This is a genomic window from Soonwooa purpurea (assembly GCF_053891095.1).
Map to the genome: position 1 here is coordinate 94870 of NZ_JBSSMA010000011.1, position 19578 is coordinate 114447.

Annotated in this window: 14 protein-coding genes; 12 read left to right on the plus strand and 2 right to left on the minus strand. The window is 36.3% G+C overall.

Annotated features, from left to right (window positions below; genetic code table 11):
- From ACVFVN_RS11185 to ACVFVN_RS11220, 8 genes are all read left to right on the plus strand, one after another.
- Entirely contained in the window at positions 1-999 is a 999-nt protein-coding gene (locus ACVFVN_RS11185) for a 2Fe-2S iron-sulfur cluster-binding protein (RefSeq protein ID WP_165136656.1), read from the plus strand.
- A 77-nt stretch (positions 1000-1076) separates the two neighbouring features.
- Entirely contained in the window at positions 1077-2141 is a 1065-nt protein-coding gene (gene nuoH / locus ACVFVN_RS11190; protein ID WP_456235315.1) for an NADH-quinone oxidoreductase subunit NuoH, read from the plus strand.
- Between the two features lie 111 nt (positions 2142-2252).
- Positions 2253-2792, plus strand: coding sequence for a NuoI/complex I 23 kDa subunit family protein (locus tag ACVFVN_RS11195; RefSeq protein ID WP_456235316.1), 540 nt, complete (start codon positions 2253-2255; stop codon positions 2790-2792).
- Positions 2793-2794: 2 nt separating this feature from the next.
- The gene (locus ACVFVN_RS11200; RefSeq protein ID WP_456235317.1) at positions 2795-3292 is read left to right on the plus strand and encodes an NADH-quinone oxidoreductase subunit J family protein; all 498 of its coding nucleotides are present in this window, start codon (positions 2795-2797) and stop codon (positions 3290-3292) included.
- Between the two features lie 3 nt (positions 3293-3295).
- The gene (nuoK, locus tag ACVFVN_RS11205) at positions 3296-3625 is read left to right on the plus strand and encodes an NADH-quinone oxidoreductase subunit NuoK (RefSeq protein ID WP_165136645.1); all 330 of its coding nucleotides are present in this window, start codon (positions 3296-3298) and stop codon (positions 3623-3625) included.
- Positions 3626-3631: 6 nt separating this feature from the next.
- Positions 3632-5527, plus strand: a complete 1896-nt coding sequence (gene nuoL / locus ACVFVN_RS11210; RefSeq protein WP_456235318.1) for an NADH-quinone oxidoreductase subunit L — start codon at positions 3632-3634, stop codon at positions 5525-5527.
- 2 nt (positions 5528-5529) lie between these two features.
- Positions 5530-7032 (plus strand): complex I subunit 4 family protein, encoded by a 1503-nt coding sequence (locus tag ACVFVN_RS11215; protein WP_165136639.1) that lies wholly within the window; start codon positions 5530-5532, stop codon positions 7030-7032.
- Between the two features lie 16 nt (positions 7033-7048).
- Positions 7049-8431 carry an NADH-quinone oxidoreductase subunit N gene (locus ACVFVN_RS11220; RefSeq protein ID WP_165136637.1) on the plus strand — a complete coding sequence of 461 codons (1383 nt, stop codon included), beginning with the start codon at positions 7049-7051 and terminating at the stop codon, positions 8429-8431.
- Between the two features lie 42 nt (positions 8432-8473).
- On the opposite strand, the gene ACVFVN_RS11225 is transcribed toward ACVFVN_RS11220, so the two are convergent.
- Positions 8474-9466: an LLM class flavin-dependent oxidoreductase gene (locus ACVFVN_RS11225; RefSeq protein ID WP_456235319.1), complete on the minus strand. Its 993-nt coding sequence runs from the start codon at positions 9464-9466 to the stop codon at positions 8474-8476.
- A 125-nt stretch (positions 9467-9591) separates the two neighbouring features.
- Here ACVFVN_RS11225 and aqpZ point away from each other — a divergent pair, with 125 nt between their 5' ends.
- Positions 9592-10311, plus strand: a complete 720-nt coding sequence (gene aqpZ / locus ACVFVN_RS11230) for an aquaporin Z (protein ID WP_456235320.1) — start codon at positions 9592-9594, stop codon at positions 10309-10311.
- A 695-nt stretch (positions 10312-11006) separates the two neighbouring features.
- Positions 11007-14597, plus strand: a complete 3591-nt coding sequence (locus ACVFVN_RS11235) for a beta strand repeat-containing protein (protein ID WP_456235321.1) — start codon at positions 11007-11009, stop codon at positions 14595-14597.
- 202 nt (positions 14598-14799) lie between these two features.
- On the opposite strand, the gene cphA is transcribed toward ACVFVN_RS11235, so the two are convergent.
- A complete protein-coding gene (cphA, locus tag ACVFVN_RS11240; RefSeq protein WP_456235322.1) occupies positions 14800-17436 on the minus strand; it encodes a cyanophycin synthetase in 2637 nt (878 codons plus the stop codon).
- A 230-nt stretch (positions 17437-17666) separates the two neighbouring features.
- Here cphA and ACVFVN_RS11245 point away from each other — a divergent pair, with 230 nt between their 5' ends.
- Together ACVFVN_RS11245 and ACVFVN_RS11250 are read left to right on the plus strand one after the other, a co-directional pair.
- Positions 17667-18554, plus strand: coding sequence for a cyanophycinase (locus ACVFVN_RS11245; RefSeq protein ID WP_165136623.1), 888 nt, complete (start codon positions 17667-17669; stop codon positions 18552-18554).
- A gap of 5 nt (positions 18555-18559) precedes the next feature.
- Positions 18560-19402 (plus strand): isoaspartyl peptidase/L-asparaginase, encoded by an 843-nt coding sequence (locus tag ACVFVN_RS11250; RefSeq protein WP_456235323.1) that lies wholly within the window; start codon positions 18560-18562, stop codon positions 19400-19402.
- The last annotated feature ends 176 nt before the right edge of the window (positions 19403-19578 follow it).

Here is a 19578-nt window from a genome sequence, read left to right on the forward strand (position 1 = left end):
ATGAGCGAAGAAATTAAAAAATTTAAAGTTACCATAGACGGACAGACAACCGAAGTTTTGCCAGGTACTTCTATTTTGGAGGCAGCTAGACAAATCGGAGGCAAATCTGTACCTCCTGCAATGTGCTATTACAGCAAATTGGAGCAAAGTGGTGGAAGATGTAGAACTTGTTTGGTAGAAGTGTCAAAAGGTTCTGATGCCGATCCTCGTCCAATGCCAAAATTAGTCGCAAGTTGTAGAACTGGCGTTATGGATGGTATGGAGGTCAAAAATCTAACCTCCGAAAAAGCACAAGAAGGTCGTAAAGCTGTGACCGAATTTTTGTTACTAAATCACCCTTTGGATTGTCCTATTTGTGACCAAGCTGGAGAATGTCATCTTCAGGATTTGGGTTACGAACACGGCGTTGCAGGTACCAGAACAGAATTCGAAAGAAACACCTACGAAGCAGACGATATTGGTCCATATATCAAACTGAATATGAACCGTTGTATCCTTTGTGCAAGATGTGTCTTGGCAGCCAATCAACTTACAGAAAAGCGCGAACATGGTATTTTGTTCCGTGGGGATCACGCTGAAATTTCGACCTATCTTAACAAGGCTTTGGACAACGATTTTATCGGTAACGTTATCGATGTTTGTCCTGTAGGAGCACTAACAGACAGAACGGCAAGATTCGGAAGTCGCGTGTGGTTTACAAAACCATTGAATGCTTCTTGTTCTTGTGAAAAATGTAGTGGTAAAGTGGTGTTGTGGATGAAAGGCGACGAAGTGATAAGAGTTACAGCGCGTCAAGATCAATATGGCGAGGTGGAAGATTGGATCTGTAATACATGTCGTTTTGAAAGAAAAGATGTGAAATATTGGACAATCGAAGGCCCTAGACATATCGATAGACATTCAGTTATTTCTTTGAACCATTATGAAAAACCAAAGGATTATTTCAGACAATTGGATAATCCAGATGCAAAAGAAATTGCTAAAAAAGACGAAATTTAATATGAAAATGTGATAATTTGATGTTTTGGTAACAACGCTTTATTTGCTATCAGATCTCAAATTTCTAATACAATTTTATGGAACTACTAACTTTTAAATTAATATTAGTCCTTGCTTTATTCTTGCTAGCTCTTACCGTGGCAGCCTACTCTACATGGGCAGAGCGTAAAGTTGCAGCAATTATGCAAGACCGTATTGGGCCAAACCGTGCAGGACCATTTGGCTTGTTACAACCTCTAGCAGATGGTGGAAAGTTTTTCTTCAAAGAAGACTTCACCCCAGCCAATGCCGAAAAATTCTTATTCATAATTGGGCCAGCTTTAGTGATGTTTATTTCATTAATTACTGGTGCTGTTATCCCATGGGGAAAAAGTCTTAATATCGGCGGACAATCATTTGATCTGCAAGTTGCAAATATCGATGTTGGTGTACTTTATCTTATTGGTATGGTATCTATCGGGGTTTACGGTATCATGATTGGAGGTTGGGCTTCTAACAACAAATATTCATTAATCAGTGCGGTAAGAGCTTCGTCACAGATGATTTCTTACGAATTGGCAATGGGACTTTCGTTATTAGCAATCATTATGATGGCTGGAAGTTTAGATTTAAAAGTGATTACTGAAAGCCAAACACACGGAAAAATTTGGGGTATCATTCCTGAAGTTTCTGGACTTAATTGGAATATTTTCTACCAGCCGGTTGCATTTATTATTTTCTTAATTGCGGCTTTGGCAGAGACCAACCGTCACCCTTTCGATTTACCAGAATGTGAATCCGAATTGGTTACTGGATATTCAACAGAATATTCTTCGATGAAGTTAGGACTTTTCATGTTCGGAGAATACGTTAACATGTTTATTTCCAATGCGTTGATTACTGTATTATTCTTCGGTGGATTCAACTATCCGGGAATAGATTGGGTTACAAACAATTGGGGAGAAAATGTTGCCGGTATTTTGAGTATCGTTGCATTTTTAAGCAAAACAATATTTGGTATCATCTTATTCATGTGGATCAGATGGACTTTACCGAGATTCCGTTACGATCAATTGATGCACTTAGGATGGAAAACTTTAATTCCATTGGCATTGGTTAATCTATTATTAACAGGTGCTTTAATCCTGTTATTTGGAAATTAAAAAAGTTGATAATATGATGATGTGATGGTGTGCGAAATGCTAAAATTTGAAATTGATTTTCAGTTTTATTATTTAACATCTAAACATCTAACATCTAATATCTATAATTAAATGAAACTAACAAACAGATCAAAAGTTGTTTCTAACAAGAAAATGACACTTGGTGAAAAACTATATCTTCCTGCCATTGCGCAAGGGATGGGTATTACGCTGAAGCATGCTGTCAGAAATCTTGTAAAAGGTGTACCGTCTGTACAATATCCCGAGGAGCAAAAACCGAGAGCTATTATCTGGCGCGGACAACATGTCCTGAAAAGAGATGAAGAAGGTAGAGAACGTTGCACAGCTTGTGGATTGTGTGCCGTAGCTTGTCCTGCAGAAGCCATTACCATGACCGCAGCAGAACGCACAAATGACGAAAAACATCTATATAGAGAAGAAAAATATGCCGAAATATACGAAATCGATATGTTGCGTTGTATCTTCTGCGGAATGTGTGAGGAAGCTTGTCCAAAAGAAGCTATTTTCCTTACAGACCGTCTTGTAGATGTTGAAATGATAAGACAAAACTTTGTCTATGGCAAAGACAGATTGGTAGAAAAAATCGATGAGCGTATCGATATTAGTGAACGTCAAAAGAAAACTTATTAAAAATGGATCAGATATTATTTTTCACAGTTGCTTTTATTGCAATTCTTAGTGCTGTGTATTTTGTATTTGCACGAAATCCATTATACAGTATACTATCACTTATCGTAACTTTTTTTAGCATTTCTGGGATGTATGTACTTCTTAATGCTCAGTTTTTGGGTATTGTCCAGATCATTGTATATGCCGGTGCGATTATGGTACTTTTTCTTTATGTATTGATGATGTTAAACCTAAATGCTAAAGACGAAAGTAAAAAGAAAAACTTACCAAAATTTATTGGGATTTTCACCGTTGGGATTTTGTTCATCGGGATGTTAGGTGCTTACAAAGGCCTAACAGGCGAGACTACAGCTGCAGCGACTGTGGATTACTCAGTTGGATTGACCAAAAATTTGGGGAGATTATTATTTAACGAATATGTTTTACCGTTCGAGTTAGCATCAGTATTAATCTTTGCTGGTATCGTAAGTGCGGTATTAATTGGTAAAAAAGAAATTTAAAAAATGGGAGAAGTTAACAGTTTTATTCAATCTGTACCTTTAGAATATTTTATTATTCTGAGTACCATTTTGTTTTGTCTAGGCGTGTTAGGTGTATTAATTCGTAAAAATGCCATCATCATTTTGGGCTGTGTCGAGTTGATGCTTAACTCTGTCAATCTACTATTAGCAGCTTTTTCTGCTTACAAAGGTGACTCACATGGACAAATACTTGTATTTTTTATCATGGTTGTTGCCGCTGCAGAAGTAGCAGTGGGACTTGCTATTATCGCCATGATGTACAGAAATACACGATCAGTAGACGTAAGTATATTTAATAAATTAAGAGGATAATTAGGAATGGAAAATTTAGTTTACGCAATTATTCTTTTACCATTAGCAGGATTCCTCATCAATGGTCTGTTCGGTAAAAATCTTCCGAAAGTCCTTGTTGGTGGGCTGGCAACGTTGCTTGTATTTGCTTCTTTTTTGATTGCTGTTAGCATCTTTATGGGAATGAATAGCGATAGTGCACCTGTTATTGTAAAAGCTTTTGAATGGTTTAAAGTCAACGGAATGCAAGTTAATTTCGGATTCCAGGTCGATCAACTGTCGATTATGATGGTGATGATTATTACAGGAATTGGATCTTTAATCCATCTTTATTCTATTGGCTACATGAGTCACGACGAAGGATTCCATAAATTCTTTAGTTATCTTAACCTCTTTATTTTCTCAATGTTGTTATTGGTATTGGGAAGCAATTATCTTATTCTATTTATTGGTTGGGAAGGTGTAGGACTTTGTTCTTATCTATTAATTGGTTTCTGGTATAACAACGAAGAATATGGTAAAGCGGCTCGCAAAGCCTTTATCATGAACCGTATCGGTGACTTAGGTTTGTTAATTGGTATTTTTGCTTTGGCACAACAACTTAATGCTATTGATTTTTTAAGCGTTGCCGAAAACTCAACGAAGTTCACTTTAGATAGCAGTGCGATTATCTTTATCACGATTTGTTTATTCATTGGTGCAGTTGGTAAATCTGCGCAGGTTCCGTTATTCACATGGTTGCCAGATGCGATGGCTGGACCAACGCCTGTTTCTGCCTTGATCCACGCTGCGACGATGGTAACAGCAGGTATCTACTTGGTAGTAAGATCCAATTTCTTATTCTCATTAGCTCCTTCTACGCTTAATGTTATATTATTAATAGGTTTAGCAACAGCGTTGGTTGCTGCTTTTATGGGATTAAGACAAAACGATATTAAAAAAGTATTGGCTTATTCAACAGTTTCTCAGTTAGGATTTATGTTTATCGCTCTAGGCGTTGGTGCTTATACCACGGGAATGTTCCACGTTATGACGCATGCGTTCTTTAAAGCTTTATTGTTCTTAGGTGCTGGTTCTGTTATCCATGCAATGAGTGGCGAGCAAGATATGCGTTTCATGGGAGGTTTAAGAAAGAAAATCCCTGTAACCTATTGGACGTTCTTAATCGGAACTTTGGCTATCTGTGGTATTCCACCATTATCAGGTATGATTTCTAAAGATGAAATTTTAGTAACAATATATGACAAGAGTCCACTTCTTTGGGGGTTGACATTGTTTAGTGCCGCTTTAACAGCTATCTATATGTTCAGATTATTGTTCTTAACTTTCTTTGGCGATTTCCGCGGAACTGAGGAACAAAAGAAACACATCCACGAAAGTCCAGTTTCTATGACACTTCCTTTAGTTGTGTTGGCTATTCTTTCTGTGGTTGGTGGATTTGTTAATCTTCCTCACTTTATTGGTCATGGCGAATATCAAAACTTAGCAAAATGGTTACATCCCATCTATGCGTATCCGCAAGAACATGTTGCCATTCCGTTTAACATCGAGATGATTTTGTTAGCGGTTACCATAATTATGGTGCTTGTTATATTTTTCGTTGTGAAAAACATCTATGTCACCAAAAAGAAAATAGCACTTCCGGAAGAAGAATACACAGGTTGGGAAAGACTTTCTGCCAAGAAATTGTTTATCGATGAGATCTACCAAGCTTGCGTTGTAAAACCAGTAGAAGGTCTTGGAAAAGCAGCTTCGATGTTCGACAGAGCAGTTCTTGATCCGATTGTTAACTTCATTGGATTGGGCGCTGCAGACTCTGGAAGAGCCGCTAAGAGATTACAAAATGGAAAAGTAGAAAACTACGTCCTCATCATGTCTTTAGCGATCGGAATAATATTAATTGTTAACTTTATATTAAAATAGTAATGTCATATTTAGCAACACTATTACTATTGCCTCTTGTAGGTTCGGGATTGGTTTTTGCATGGAGAAATTCTTCTAGCAAGCATCTCGCGCTGGCAATTGCGTTTATACAAATGTTTTTAGCTTTCTATATGTTGGCAGGATTTGATTTTGGTCCAACTGTAGATTCTAAATTGCAATACGAAATTACATATCCTTGGTTTCAATTTATTAAGAGTAATCTCCACTTCGGTATCGATGGGATGAGTATGCTTTTGGTGATACTCACTAATATTTTGGTACCTTTAATTATCCTCTCGTCTTACAACGAAAACAAAGCTTACAACAATAATTTCTATGCGTTAATCTTGTTAATGCAGTTTGGACTAATTGGTGTTTTCACCGCTTTGGATGGATTATTATTCTACATTTTCTGGGAAATAACGTTGATTCCGATTTGGTTTATCGCAGGACTTTGGGGACAAGAAGACAAACGTATCAAATTCACAACTAAGTTTTTTGTGTACACATTCGTTGGTTCATTATTCATGTTATTAGGTTTTATCTACGTTTACAATTATTCTGCTTCTTTTGCGGTAACAGATATGTACAATGCAGCGCTTAATATTAATCAACAAACGGTAATCTTCTGGTTTATCTTCTTTGCTTTTGCAGTTAAGCTCCCCGTTTTCCCATTCCATACTTGGCAAGCAGATACCTATACATATTCGCCAACACAAGGTTCCATGTTATTATCAGGAATCATGTTGAAGATGGCCATCTATGGTATTTTAAGATATTTGTTACCCATTACACCTCTAGCAATTGGCGGTATATCGGGCGACATTGTTGTCATCTTGGCAGTTATCGGTGTTATCTACGGCGCATTAATCGCTATTGTTAATAATGATTCTAAACGAATTATCGCTTATTCTTCCCTATCTCACGTTGGGCTGATGGTGGCAGGTATTTTCGCTTCTGCTATTTTAACGGTAAGAATGTTCAATCCCACTGCGCTAATAGTAGAAGGTGCGGAAGGTGCTTTGATACAGACTTTTGCACACGGCATCAACGTGGTTGGTCTGTTTTATTGTGCGGATATTCTTTACAAACGTTTCAAAACGCGAGATATTCGTCAAATGGGAGGTTTGGCAAAAATAGCACCAAAATTTGCGGTATTGTTCATGATTATCTTATTAGGATCGATGGCATTGCCGTTAACTAATGGATTTATTGGAGAATTTATCCTTTTAAAATCTGTGTTTGATTATAATCTTATCATGGGAATTTTATCAGGTCTTACCATTATCCTATGTGCGGTATATATGTTGAGATTATACGGAAAAGCGATGTTTGGTAAAACAGATGAAATGTTGTTGTCAACAGCAAAAGACCTTTCTCCAGCAGAATTTACCGTTCTTGCAAGTTTATCTGTTTTCGTCATCATTATGGGGATTTTCCCACAAGTGATTGTTGACATGGTGGGTAGTTCGTTGAAGTTTATCTTCTTATCTATGATAAGTTAAATTGATATTTTAAAAAATGAGTGTTTTTATAGTATTATTCCTTACGGCTGTCTTAGCATTATTCTCTGGAGTTTTCCAACAGGGCAAATATGCTAGATACATCGGTATTGCAGGATTATTAGTTGCATTGTATGTAAGCTTTTTGCCAGAGTGCGAATTTTTTAACGCTTACAAAAACATGTTTGAATATGGAAGCAATGCTGCTCTGTTTTCAAAAATTTCAATTGTTACGACTTTGCTTATTTTCTTCATTGGAGGATTTGCATTTAGTAATCATAGAAGCCACCAGTCGGAGCTTTATGCTTTGATGTTGATGTCGCTTTCTGGCGGTATTGTCTTATTCGGTTACCAAAACTTAGTAACATTATTCATCGGTATCGAAATTCTTTCTATTCCGTTATATGTTATGGCAGGAAGTAATAAAACGGATCTTCGTTCTACGGAAGCATCAATGAAGTATTTCTTGATGGGTGCTTTTGCGACGGGGTTTTTGTTATTCGGGACAGCATTAGTATATGGCACAACAGGAAGTTTTGACATGTATAAAATTTCAGAATTTGCCATCAATAATCCTAAAGACTTAATGCTTATCGTAGGAGCATTGCTAATGTTAGCTGCGATGGCTTTCAAGGTTTCTCTAGCGCCTTTCCACATGTGGAGTCCAGATGTTTATCATGGTGCGCCATCTTTGATTACAGCTTTTATGGCCACTGTGGTTAAAATTTCTGGGTTTTATGCTTTTGTAAAATTAATGACTTTAGGATTCGGAGGAATAGCTGGCGAATGGATTAACGTAATTGGCGTGCTACTCATTATCACAATGCTCCTTGCAAACGTGATGGGCTTGGTACAGACTAATGTAAAAAGAATGTTGGCCTACTCTAGCGTTTCGCATGCTGGTTATCTCGCATTAATCTTCTTCGGGCTTAATAGCCTTTCTATGTACAATATGGCATTCTACCTATTTGCTTATTCCTTAGCAACAGTTGGAGTTTTCATGGCGTTGATTTGGGTTGAGAAAGTAAAAAGAGAAGTTTCCTTTGGCGCATTCAATGGTTTAGGAAAAAGACATCCTTTGCTAGCAGTTGTAGCTTCTATCTCAATGTTGTCTATGGCAGGTATTCCGCTGACAGCAGGTTTTATGGCTAAGTTTGCCTTGTTTAACCAAGCCATAAAAGGCGGTGCCGAGTTCTTAGTATTAGTGGCCGTTTTGGGTTCTGCATTAAGTATCGCTTATTACCTAAGACTTATTATCGCGATGTTTTTCTATAAAGAAAGTACATTTAACACATCTGAAAAAGTAAGTATTACTTATAATATCGTTGCAGTTGTTATCATTTTAGCATTGGTAAGTTTGGGCGTCTTCCCAGATTTGTTCACGATGCAATTTGGATTGTAACTAAAAAATCAAAAGCTTCAGAAATTCTGAAGCTTTTGATTTTTACATATTTTTTAAAATTTGGGAAGCAATTTCGTAAGAATGAAGTTTGGCTTCAAAATCATAAATATGTCCCGAAACAATAATCTCGTCAATTTTATTATGTTTCACAAATTCTGACAGTTTCTTTTCAAGACTAGCTTTATCACCAACAAAAGTCTTAGCTGCCATACGGTTAAGATGCATAGCAAGCTCATCAGAAATATTAGCCAAATCAGTTTCTTCTGGTGGTAACAAAGGCTGACGCTGATCCGTCAAAATATTAACAAAAGCCTGAAAATGGGACGTTGATAAATAATGCGCTTCGTCCACACTATCCGCTGCGATAATATTAATACAAGCCATTTTGTAAGGCTTATCCAAAACGGAACTTGGCTGGAAATGTTCTTCATAAATCTCAAAAGCAACTTCCATCTGCGAAGGTGCAAAATGTGCAGCAAAGGCATAAGGCAAACCTAATTTTGCTGCAAGAAAAGCACTATCTGTTGAAGATCCCAAAATATAGATTGGGACTTCTGCGCCCTCACCAGGAATCGCTCTTACTTTGGAATTCGAATTTCCTAAGCTGAAATATTGTTTCAATTCCTGAATATGAAATTCAAAATTATAATGGTTTTCCAATTGTCCTCTTCTCAGAATACTTGCTGTTAACATGTCCGTACCTGGCGCTCGTCCAAGGCCTAGATCAATTCGATTAGGATAAAGCGCATCCAGCGTACCAAACTGTTCTGCAACCGATAATGTCGAATGGTTGGGCAACATAATTCCACCCGAACCTACTCTGATACTTTTAGTTTGTGATGCAATGTGACCAATGAGTAAAGATGTCGCCGAACTTGCCACATTGGGCATATTATGATGTTCGGAAAACCAATAACGATGATATCCCAAACTTTCAACTTTTTGAGCCGCTTTTACAGACTTCTCAAAACTTTGGCGGATACTATCACCTTTAAGAATTGTTGCTAAATCCAACACCGAATATTTAATTGCCATTTTTTTAAATTTAATGTGAAAGCTCAAAAAACAAACCATCTCTAAAAAATATGACAAAGTTTCATTTTATTTCTAAATCAAAAAATTAAATTATTACCTTAGACTTATTAAAAAAATAAAACACTATGTCAAAAAAACTATTCGCTGAATTTTTCGGCACATTCTGGTTAGTCTTCGGAGGTTGTGGTAGCGCAGTATTTGCAGCAGGCGTTCCTGATATTGGAATTGGTCTTGTAGGCGTTGCATTAGCATTTGGTCTTACCGTTTTAACCATGGCTTACGCTGTTGGTCCTATTTCGGGTGGGCATTTCAATCCTGCGGTTTCTTTCGGTTTGTTAGCCGGAGGTCGTTTACCAGCAAAAGATTTGCTTCCTTACATTATTTCACAATGTCTTGGCGCTATTGCCGCTGCTAGTTGTCTTTATGTTATTCTTAATGGCGCTGGCGCATTTTCGACAGAAGGTCCGGGCGCTTTTGCCTCTAATTTTTATGATATGCCTGGCTATTATGACAGAAGCTACAGTATGGGTGCCGCGTTCTTAACCGAATTTCTTTTAACAGCCTTTTTCTTAATCATCATCATGGGTGCAACAGATAAATGGGCCAATGGAAAATTTGCTGGAATTGCTATTGGTTTAGCATTAACGCTTATTCATTTAATTTCCATTCCGATTACCAATACATCTGTGAATCCTGCAAGATCGACTTCGCAAGCTTTATTTGTGGGTGGGATAGCATTATCTCAACTATGGTTATTTTGGGTGGCTCCTATCCTTGGCGGAATTACTGGTGGGCTTATCTATAAATTTCTATTACAAAGAACAGATACAGAAGTGGCTGCCTAATGAAAAAATCATTTCTAATTAGCTTACTCATTATAAGTAGCATTCTATTAATTCTGAATCTTATTTTTTCAGAACAATATGATTGGACTTTTTGGATACGGATTATATCACTCGTGTGCATCTTTATAAGTTCTATACTTAGTTTAAAGCAAAATAAAAATCCTGCAATTTAGCAGGATTTTTCTATTATTAATAATGTGATTTTCTTGTAAATACCTCGATTTCATAATTCAATACATTATAAGAATTCCACAGTCCTACCTTACAATTATTTTGTCTTTTTGATTAAAAACATGTTTCAATTGAATTTTTGGGAAATATTAGCGTATTATAATAAACTATTTTCAATAAAAAACAAATTACTGAAATAAAATTATAATCTGCAATATTTTCTATTCATAATGACAAATGCAAGAGGTATTACCTAAATACTCATTTAATTGTAGAAATAAATTTGTTTTAGAATCAAAATTTAAAATTTCTAATATAATTAACTAATTCTTCAAGATTAAAATTTTAAAAAAAAACGTTCAAAACAAACACTACTAATTATCAATCAGTTACACTATTTAATTTTATAGAAATCTAGAAATAGAATGTTAAATAAAAAAAATAATCAACTTTGTCAAATTAAATTTTGTCAATATCAAAATTTAATTAATTTTAACAAACTATTTTTAAATATTATATACTTTATGAAAGAAAACTACACCATTACGAACAATACATTAAACAATATGTATTTTCGAAGCTCAATGAAAACAGCATTGTCTTTCTTATTAATTGGGACAAGCATTGGTTTTGCTAATGCCCAAAGTGGAAGAGTTAGTGAGGATTTATCTTCTATTGCTAAATTGAGCTACAGTGACCAAGTTAATGCGATGGCATCAAAAGTAACGGGGCACAACATCAAACCACAATCTAAAAGTGTTGCTTTAAGTGGTAATTATACCATTGGCACATCTGGTGATTACCCAACTTTAACAGCTGCCATTGCAGATTTTAATTCAGCTCCTATAACTGGCCCTGTTACGCTAACGCTTTTGGATGCAACTTATCCTTCGGAAACATTTCCAATTATTATCCAGGAAAATAGTGGATCTAGTGCAACCAACACGCTAACTATTAAACCGGCAGCGGGTGTTGATGCCACAATTTCTGGAAATACTGCTGAAACGTTAATCAAAGTAAATGCAGCAGATTATGTAACTATTGACGGTAGTAATAATGGTACAGACTCTGACAACTTAACCTTGAAAAATACCATCACAACAGGTAGTCCTATAATATTATGGGTGGCTAGTACGACCGCAGCAGGCGCAGATTATGCGACCATTAAAAATGTGAAGTTTTCAGGCGCCACACCATCAGCAACGATTGCAGGCTTACTTGTTTCTGGTCCAACTTTAGGAGGAGCTGGAACTGTGCCAAACAACCATCTAACTGTTGAAAGTAACACCTTTAACAAGGCACAAAATGCGATGTTTATCATAGGAAGTTCTACTGCTCAGGATGATGGTGCTATTATTAAAAATAATACATTAGGCTCTGCCGACACAGCAGAAATGTTAGGCTTCAGAGGTATTGCGCTACAAAATGCTAAAAATGCAATAATTACTGGAAACCAAATCGATGGTGTTAGTACTGCTAGCACCTCAACCGCTTCAGGTATCTTAGTTGGTGGTGCTATTAACAATATTATTGTAACTAATAATAAAATAAATAAAGTATCAAACTCAAATACCACAGGCTATGGATCTAACGGTATTTATGTAAACGCACTTACAACATCTAATAATGTATTGGTTGCTAACAACTTTATTTCTAATGTATATAGCTATGGATATTCTAGTGGGGGCGGTATTGCAGATAATGGCTACGGGATTGTTCTTGGTGGTGTTGGTACTAATGTAAAAGTATATCACAATTCTGTATCTCTTAATGTAAATCAAAATGTAGCTGGTAGACCTGCAGCAATTAACATTTTAACTTCAGCAACAACTGCAGGTGCTATTGACATTAGAAATAATATTTTTGCTAATAATCAAACGCAAACAGGCGAAAAATATGTACTATATTCTAGCGCTCCAAAAACTGTTTTCGCACATATAGATTATAATGATTATTTTTCTTCTGGTGCTAATCTTGGATACATTGGTGCTGCGCCAAAAGCTACATTGGCGGATATAAAAACCAGCTTTGGTGGTAACGAAAACTCTCTAAATGTTAGCCCAATTTTCACATCTTCTACAGATCTACACCTTACCCCTGAAAATACTGCGCTTAATAACAAAGGTACAGCTTTAGCTGAAGTAACTACTGATATTGATGGCGTAACAAGAAGTACAACAGCTCCAGATATGGGTGCTGACGAGTTTAAGGCTGCCCTTAACGGTACTTATACTGTAGGATCCACTGGGGATTATACATCTTTAACAAATACTGGTGGTGTTTTTGAAGATATCAATGCTGGGCTTGTAAGCGGAAATTTAACTTTCAATATCATTGAAGATTTAACTGCAGAAACAGGAGCTAACCCACTTAATACAATTACAGGAGGTTATACGGTAACCATTAAACCAAGTGGTGAAGCACGTATTATTTCTGGAACAACTAACAGCAATGCACTCATCAGAACTGTTGGCGCTAGCAATGTAACAATCGACGGTTCTCTTTCGGGTGGTACAGATAAGAGCCTTTCTATCACAAACCTTTCTACAACTGCTCCACAAGTGGTAAGATTTGGTAGTGTAGGAACTGCTTCGATGAGCAACAATTCATTAAAAAACACCATTATTACAAATGGGGTAAACACCTCAAGTGCAGTTGTAATTGCAGATAATGGAGGTACAGCTGGAACATTCAGTAATATTTCTATAACGAACAATACCATTAAAAAAGCCTATATCGGCGTATATGCATTCGCGACAGTAGGTGCCGAAAATGGCAGCATTACTATCAATGACAACGATCTGTCAGCCACAGGTGCAGATGCTATTGGTCTTGCTGGTTTGTACGCACAAGGTACGGATGGTGCCGTAATCCAAAACAACACGATCGGAAATTTCAATCCAACACCAGCCTACGCTAGAAGAGGAATTTGGTTAGCTACAGGTACTGTAAACAGTAATGTAAGTGGAAATACAATATCTAATATTTCTGCTGGAAGCGCAACAAATAATGGAGCTATAGGAATCTTGGTTTCTAGTGGTACAACTGGAGCAAAGCTTAACACCAATAATGTAATTGAAGCTAATACTATTTCTAACATTTCTTTTGCTGGAACTGGAGTTAATGCAGGAATTCAGATCGCAGGAACATCTGCCGCTGGGACTAGTGGTGTAACAATTTCTAAAAATAAAATTAGTAATATTAAAAATACGAACACAGGAGGTTATGCGGCAGTAGGAATTTATTTTAATGGTTACTCAACTGCTGCTAACGGAGGCGTTAATGTCTTTAATAATTTTATCTCCGATGTCGCAAACCATGGTTACAATGGTAATAGTTATTTGGATAATGGAGTAGGTATCACATTTAATGGAAAAAGTACAGGATATAAGATCTATAATAACACGATTAATATGAATACCGATCAAGTTGTGACAACAGGTATGACCGCTGCTATCAACGTAACAAGTTCTATCTCGGATGCTGGTGCAATTGATTTAAGAAATAACATCTTAGTCAATTCACAGACAACTACGGTTAACAGATATGCTATCTACTCAGCTGCTCCTGCAACAGTTTTTAGCAATATCGATCACAACGATTATTACAGTACTGGTACTAACTTAGGCTACCTAAGTTCTGCAAAAGCAACTTTAGCAGACTGGAAAACCGCTACAGGAAAAGATGCCAATTCATTAAATATCTTACCTATTTTTGTTTCTCCAACAGATCTTCACCTTACAACAGAAAACAACTCTTTAGATAATAAAGGAACGCCTTTAGCTGAAGTTACTGTAGATATTGATGATACAACAAGAAGCACGACTACACCAGATATGGGTGCGCATGAATTTGCTGGATCTATGTTGGCACAAGATATCAACAAAAATGATCTTAAACTTTATCCAAACCCAGTAATTGATTTAGTAAACATCAATTACTCATCAAAAATTGATGCGGTGGAAATCTTCAACCTTACAGGACAAAAAGTTTCTAGTAAATTATGGAATGCTTCATCTGGTACAATGGATATGAGCAATCTTGCACCAGGCGTATATATTATTACATTAAAAATTGGTGCGGAAACAAAATCTGCGAAAATTATTAAAAAATAATTAGCCAATACATTTTTTTATTAAAGTCCAGGATATAGTCCTGGACTTTTTTATGAGTAGCTTTTAGCCCATCTTAAAAAAAATATTGAAAAAATCTTACTCCTCTATTTCAAAAACTAAGAATTTCGACATTACATTTTTCAAAGACATAAAAAAACTAGCATCGAGATACTAGTTTATTTTAAGTTTTGTTTATGTTTGCTTACAATTTAGAGTTCATCTCATCGTCCAACATTTCGCGGTGTTGGTAATCTTGCACCAACTCGATTGCATTGGTTAATACGTCGCTAAGCGCGGTGATAAACATACCATCCTCCGCCATGCTCATCGCATGTTTCAAAGCTTCGATTTCTTTAGGAATAATCTCATAGCTAACTTCACGGCCCGAACTGTTGATGCCCTCAATAATCAAACTGTTAATTTCTTCTTCCTCTCTACCACGAAGATGTTTTTCGCTTCGGATGATAATATGGTCGAACATACGTCCAGCAATTTTTCCACATTCCCGAATGTCTTCATCACGACGATCACCAACACCAGATATTATTCCGATTTTTTTGTTAGAATCTATTTTACTCAAAAAATCTTCAATAGCCTCATAACCTGCAGGATTATGGGCAAAATCAATCATTACTTTAAAGTTTTTAAATTTAAAAATATTAAGCCGTCCAGGCGTAAGGTGCGCACTCGGGATAAATGTGGTCAAAGCCAAAGCAATATTCTGAATTTCGAAACCGTAAACATAAGCGGCAAGCGATGCAGCCAATACATTTTCTATCATGAATTTGGCTTTACCTTCCATCGTAATCGGGATGTTATTAACTTTCTCAATTCGGATTTTCCATTCTCCTTTTTTTATCGTGATATAACCTTCTTCGCAAACGCAAGTAATCTTACCTTCTTTAGCGTAATGCTGTATGTAAGGATTGTTTTCATCCATACTGAAAAGCGCCACATTACTATCCAAATCATTTTTAATTTTCATTGAATATTCGTCATCTGCATTAAGGATTACCCAACCTGTTTTTTTTACACTATCCAAAACCACACGTTTCACACGTGTTAAATCTTTAAGATTATGAATATCGTTTAATCCTAAATGGTCTTCTTTAATATTGGTTAAAATACCAACATCACAACGAGAAAATCCGAGTCCCGAACGTAATATTCCGCCTCGTGCAGTTTCTAAAACAGCAAACTCTACTGTTGGGTCTTTCAGTATAAATTCTGCAGACAAAGGCCCTGTGGTATCACCTTTTGACAACAAAGTATTCTGGATATATATCCCATCGGAGGTTGTAAATCCTACACGAAAACCATTATTTTTAACAATATGTGCTAAAATTCTTGTGGTTGTGGTTTTTCCATTGGTGCCCGTAATGGCCATGATAGGAATTCTGCAAGCTTTTCCTTGTGGGTATAACATATCAACGACAGGACTTGCAACATTGCGCGGAAGACCTTCGCTGGGAGCCAAATGCATTCTAAAACCTGGCGCTGCATTAACTTCTAAAATAGCGCCACCACTTTCTTTGAGCGGCTGGGTAAGATTCTCAGCCATAACATCAATCCCACAAACATCAAGACCAATTATTCTGGAAACACGCTCCATCATGGTGATATTATCTGGATGCACCATTTCTGTAACATCTATAGACGTTCCTCCCGTGGACAAATTTGCGGTTGATTTTAAGTAAAGCATTTCACCTTTGTTCGGTACACTTTCCAAAGTAAAACCCAACTTTTCTAAAAGCTCGTTGGTATCTTTATCGATTTTAATTTCTGTTAAAACTTTTTCATGTCCGTAACCTCTCCTCGGATCCTGATTTTCTTGATCAATAAGTTGTTGAATATTTTGCTCGCCATCGCCTATAATATGAGCAGGAACACGTCTAGCAGCAGCAACCATTTTGTGATTAATCACCAAAATACGAAAATCAAATCCTGTTATATATTTTTCAACTATAACCCGTCGGGAGATACTTTGTGCATGTTGAAGACCAGTTTTTGCGGTTTCCCAATCATTAACATTAATGCTCTGTCCTCGTCCGTGATTGCCATCCAAAGGTTTTATAACAATAGGATAACCAATTTTTTTTATAACTGATTCCAATTCCTCTAGATCAGTCACCAAACCGCCCATCGGAACAGGAATTGCGGCATCATCCAACATCTTTTTGGTCAATTCTTTATTACATGCAATATCGACTGCAATACTACTTGTATTACCAGTAATAGTGGCTTGGAAACGTTGCTGATTGACACCATAACCAAGTTGTACCAAAGAGTTTCTTCCTAAACGAATCCAGGGTATATCTCTTGATTCCGCTTCTTCAACAATACTCCCCGTCGAAGGACCAAGACGCTCTTGTTGTCGAATTTCTCTTAGTCTTTGGATACAAATTGTAATATCATAATTCTTGTTATCTATCAAAGCTTCCGCGATTTTAACGGCTTCTTCCGCGGCGTAAACACCCGCTTTTTCCTCAATATAATCAAAAACGACGTTATAAGTTCCCGGAGTTTTGGTTTCTCTTGTGCGCCCGAAGCCTACGGACATTCCTGCTAAATGTTGAATTTCTAAAGCAATATGCTCAATAACGTGTCCCATCCAGGTGCCCATCTCTACTCGCTTGAAAAATCCACCAGCCTCGCCTTCCGAACAACGATGATGATACATGGATGGTAACAACAATTCGATTCTCTCTCGGAAACCTTCAATTTTATTGGTGGGATAATCTTCGAGAGTTTCCAAATTAAGACGCATTTGGATAAGCTTTTTTCTTCTAATACTCCAGATATTTGGACCTCGCAAAATTTGGATTTTTTCAATGCGCATACTTTATCATTTTTTAATCGTTACAATCAAAGATAAAAGTTTCTATCAAGTATTCATTACATAGCTCAATAATTTTTCAATTTAAATCGAAAATTATTTAACTTTCTACAATATTAAATTCCGTACTTATAAAAATTTTTAGTATTTTTTATTTTTTAAAATTAAATTTAAATTATCTAAAGTAGTCTTTTTATAAAGTATAGCCTGCAAATAATTCATAATTTTGTAACATGAAAGCGATAGGAAAATTAGTGATCATAGGTGGCGCTGTCAACGTAGGGAGTTTCACCGAAATATCTTATGATCAAGATGTTGAAAAAAATCTCAACTTTTTTGAAAGAGGCATACTAAAAAAAATTATTTTAGAATCTCGACTGCAAGAAGATTCTGTTATTGAAATTATAACCACTGCTTCACAAATCCCAGATATTGTAGGTCCAGAGTATATTAAAGCTTTCACACACTTAGGTGCAAAGCATGTTAATATTTTAGATATTTTTAATCGTGAACAGGCCAATAGCGATGCCATTGTTGAAAGAATTAAAACAGCAGATGTCGTTATGTTTACAGGAGGCGACCAATTGCGATTAACCTCTATTTTGGGCGGAACTAGATTTCACGATGAACTTTTAAATAAATACCAAAACGAAGACTTTATCTACGCTGGGACTTCGGCTGGCGCAGCCGCAGCTTCCGAGAATATGATCTACCAAGGCAGTAGTACAGAAGCCTTACTGAAAGGTGAAATAAAAATGACACAAGGTCTTGGACTTATCGAAAATGTAACCGTGGACACTCACTTTGTTCAACGTGGTCGTATGGGACGACTTTTCCAGGCGGTCGTTAACAATCCTCGGACTTTAGGCGTTGGACTAGGTGAAGATACTGGGCTTTTCATTTCTGGTGATGTTATGACTGCTATTGGATCGGGACTTGTTATCATAGTAGATGGTCGTTTTATTAAAGATACCAATCTTACTAATATCGAAATGGGTCAACCAATTTCGATCGAAAATTTAATTGTAAATGTGATGTCTGTGAACGATACTTACAATCTTTCTAATCGCGATATGACAATTATTAATTCTCAGTACAATTCAATTCAGCAAGTTAATTAATACTTATGAAAATTATTATCCATGGCGGTTTTTTCTCAGAAAGTGATCAGTCTACAGAAACGAAAATCGCTAAACAAACTGCCCTAAAATCAATTGTTGAAAAATCTTTTGAGTTTCTAAAGTTAAATTCTTCTTATGATACAGTAGCCTACGCAGTTTCGTTATTAGAAAATAATGATCTATTCAACGCAGGCATTGGGTCGCAAATCCAAAGTGATGGAGTTATAAGAATGAGTGCTGCTATTATGGATGGTACTTCTCAAAAATTAAGTGGTGTTATCAACATCGAAAATGTTAAAAATCCAATTTTTGTTGCAAAAGCTTTAGAAAAAGAAGACGATCGTGTTTTGGGAGATTCTGGTGCTAAAAATTATGCCACCAAGCATGGTTTCGTAGATTTTTCAACGGAAATGCCCCAACGTCGTTCAGAATATAACTCAAAATTAAAAACAGGAGGCAAAGGTACAGTTGGCGCTGTTGCAATTGATAAAAATGGCAAACTAGCCGTAGCGACTTCTACAGGCGGAAAAGGCTTTGAAATCCCAGGACGAATTTCAGACTCTGCTACTGTTGCAGGAAATTACGCCAATCAATTCTGCGCTGTAAGTTGTACAGGTGTTGGCGAAGATATTGTTAGTAATGCAACAGCTGCTAAAATCGTAACCCGTGTTACCGATGGTATGACTTTGAAAAATGCTTTTGAAAAAACATTCGAAGAATTAAAACAAATTGATGGTTTTGCTGGGGCAATAGCAATCGACAAAAATGCCAATGTATATCATTTCGACTCTTATCCAACTATGGTATTTGCTTCTTATGATGGGGAAAAATTTATAATTTTTGAATAATTATTTTTATATAAATGCTATTAAAATAAAACCAAATTCTAATTTTAATAGCATCAAAATTTTGTGTTTAAAACAACTTTGTTTTATTCCCTTTCTCCATTTACATTATATTCTAAAACAAAAAAAGCTCATCAACAATGTTGATGAGCTTTCAAATAAAAACTGGCGGCGACCTA

Excerpts from the sequence above, each read along its gene's own strand:
- ACVFVN_RS11185 (WP_165136656.1), top strand. The coding sequence starts at position 1 with ATGAGCGAAGAAATTAAAAAATTTAAAGTTACCATAGACGGACAGACA.
- nuoH (WP_456235315.1), top strand. The coding sequence starts at position 1,077 with ATGGAACTACTAACTTTTAAATTAATATTAGTCCTTGCTTTATTCTTG.
- ACVFVN_RS11195 (WP_456235316.1), top strand. The coding sequence starts at position 2,253 with ATGAAACTAACAAACAGATCAAAAGTTGTTTCTAACAAGAAAATGACA.
- ACVFVN_RS11200 (WP_456235317.1), top strand. The coding sequence starts at position 2,795 with ATGGATCAGATATTATTTTTCACAGTTGCTTTTATTGCAATTCTTAGT.
- nuoK (WP_165136645.1), top strand. The coding sequence starts at position 3,296 with ATGGGAGAAGTTAACAGTTTTATTCAATCTGTACCTTTAGAATATTTT.
- nuoL (WP_456235318.1), top strand. The coding sequence starts at position 3,632 with ATGGAAAATTTAGTTTACGCAATTATTCTTTTACCATTAGCAGGATTC.
- ACVFVN_RS11215 (WP_165136639.1), top strand. The coding sequence starts at position 5,530 with ATGTCATATTTAGCAACACTATTACTATTGCCTCTTGTAGGTTCGGGA.
- ACVFVN_RS11220 (WP_165136637.1), top strand. The coding sequence starts at position 7,049 with ATGAGTGTTTTTATAGTATTATTCCTTACGGCTGTCTTAGCATTATTC.
- ACVFVN_RS11225 (WP_456235319.1), bottom strand. The coding sequence starts at position 9,466 with ATGGCAATTAAATATTCGGTGTTGGATTTAGCAACAATTCTTAAAGGT.
- aqpZ (WP_456235320.1), top strand. The coding sequence starts at position 9,592 with ATGTCAAAAAAACTATTCGCTGAATTTTTCGGCACATTCTGGTTAGTC.
- ACVFVN_RS11235 (WP_456235321.1), top strand. The coding sequence starts at position 11,007 with ATGAAAGAAAACTACACCATTACGAACAATACATTAAACAATATGTAT.
- cphA (WP_456235322.1), bottom strand. The coding sequence starts at position 17,436 with ATGCGCATTGAAAAAATCCAAATTTTGCGAGGTCCAAATATCTGGAGT.
- ACVFVN_RS11245 (WP_165136623.1), top strand. The coding sequence starts at position 17,667 with ATGAAAGCGATAGGAAAATTAGTGATCATAGGTGGCGCTGTCAACGTA.
- ACVFVN_RS11250 (WP_456235323.1), top strand. The coding sequence starts at position 18,560 with ATGAAAATTATTATCCATGGCGGTTTTTTCTCAGAAAGTGATCAGTCT.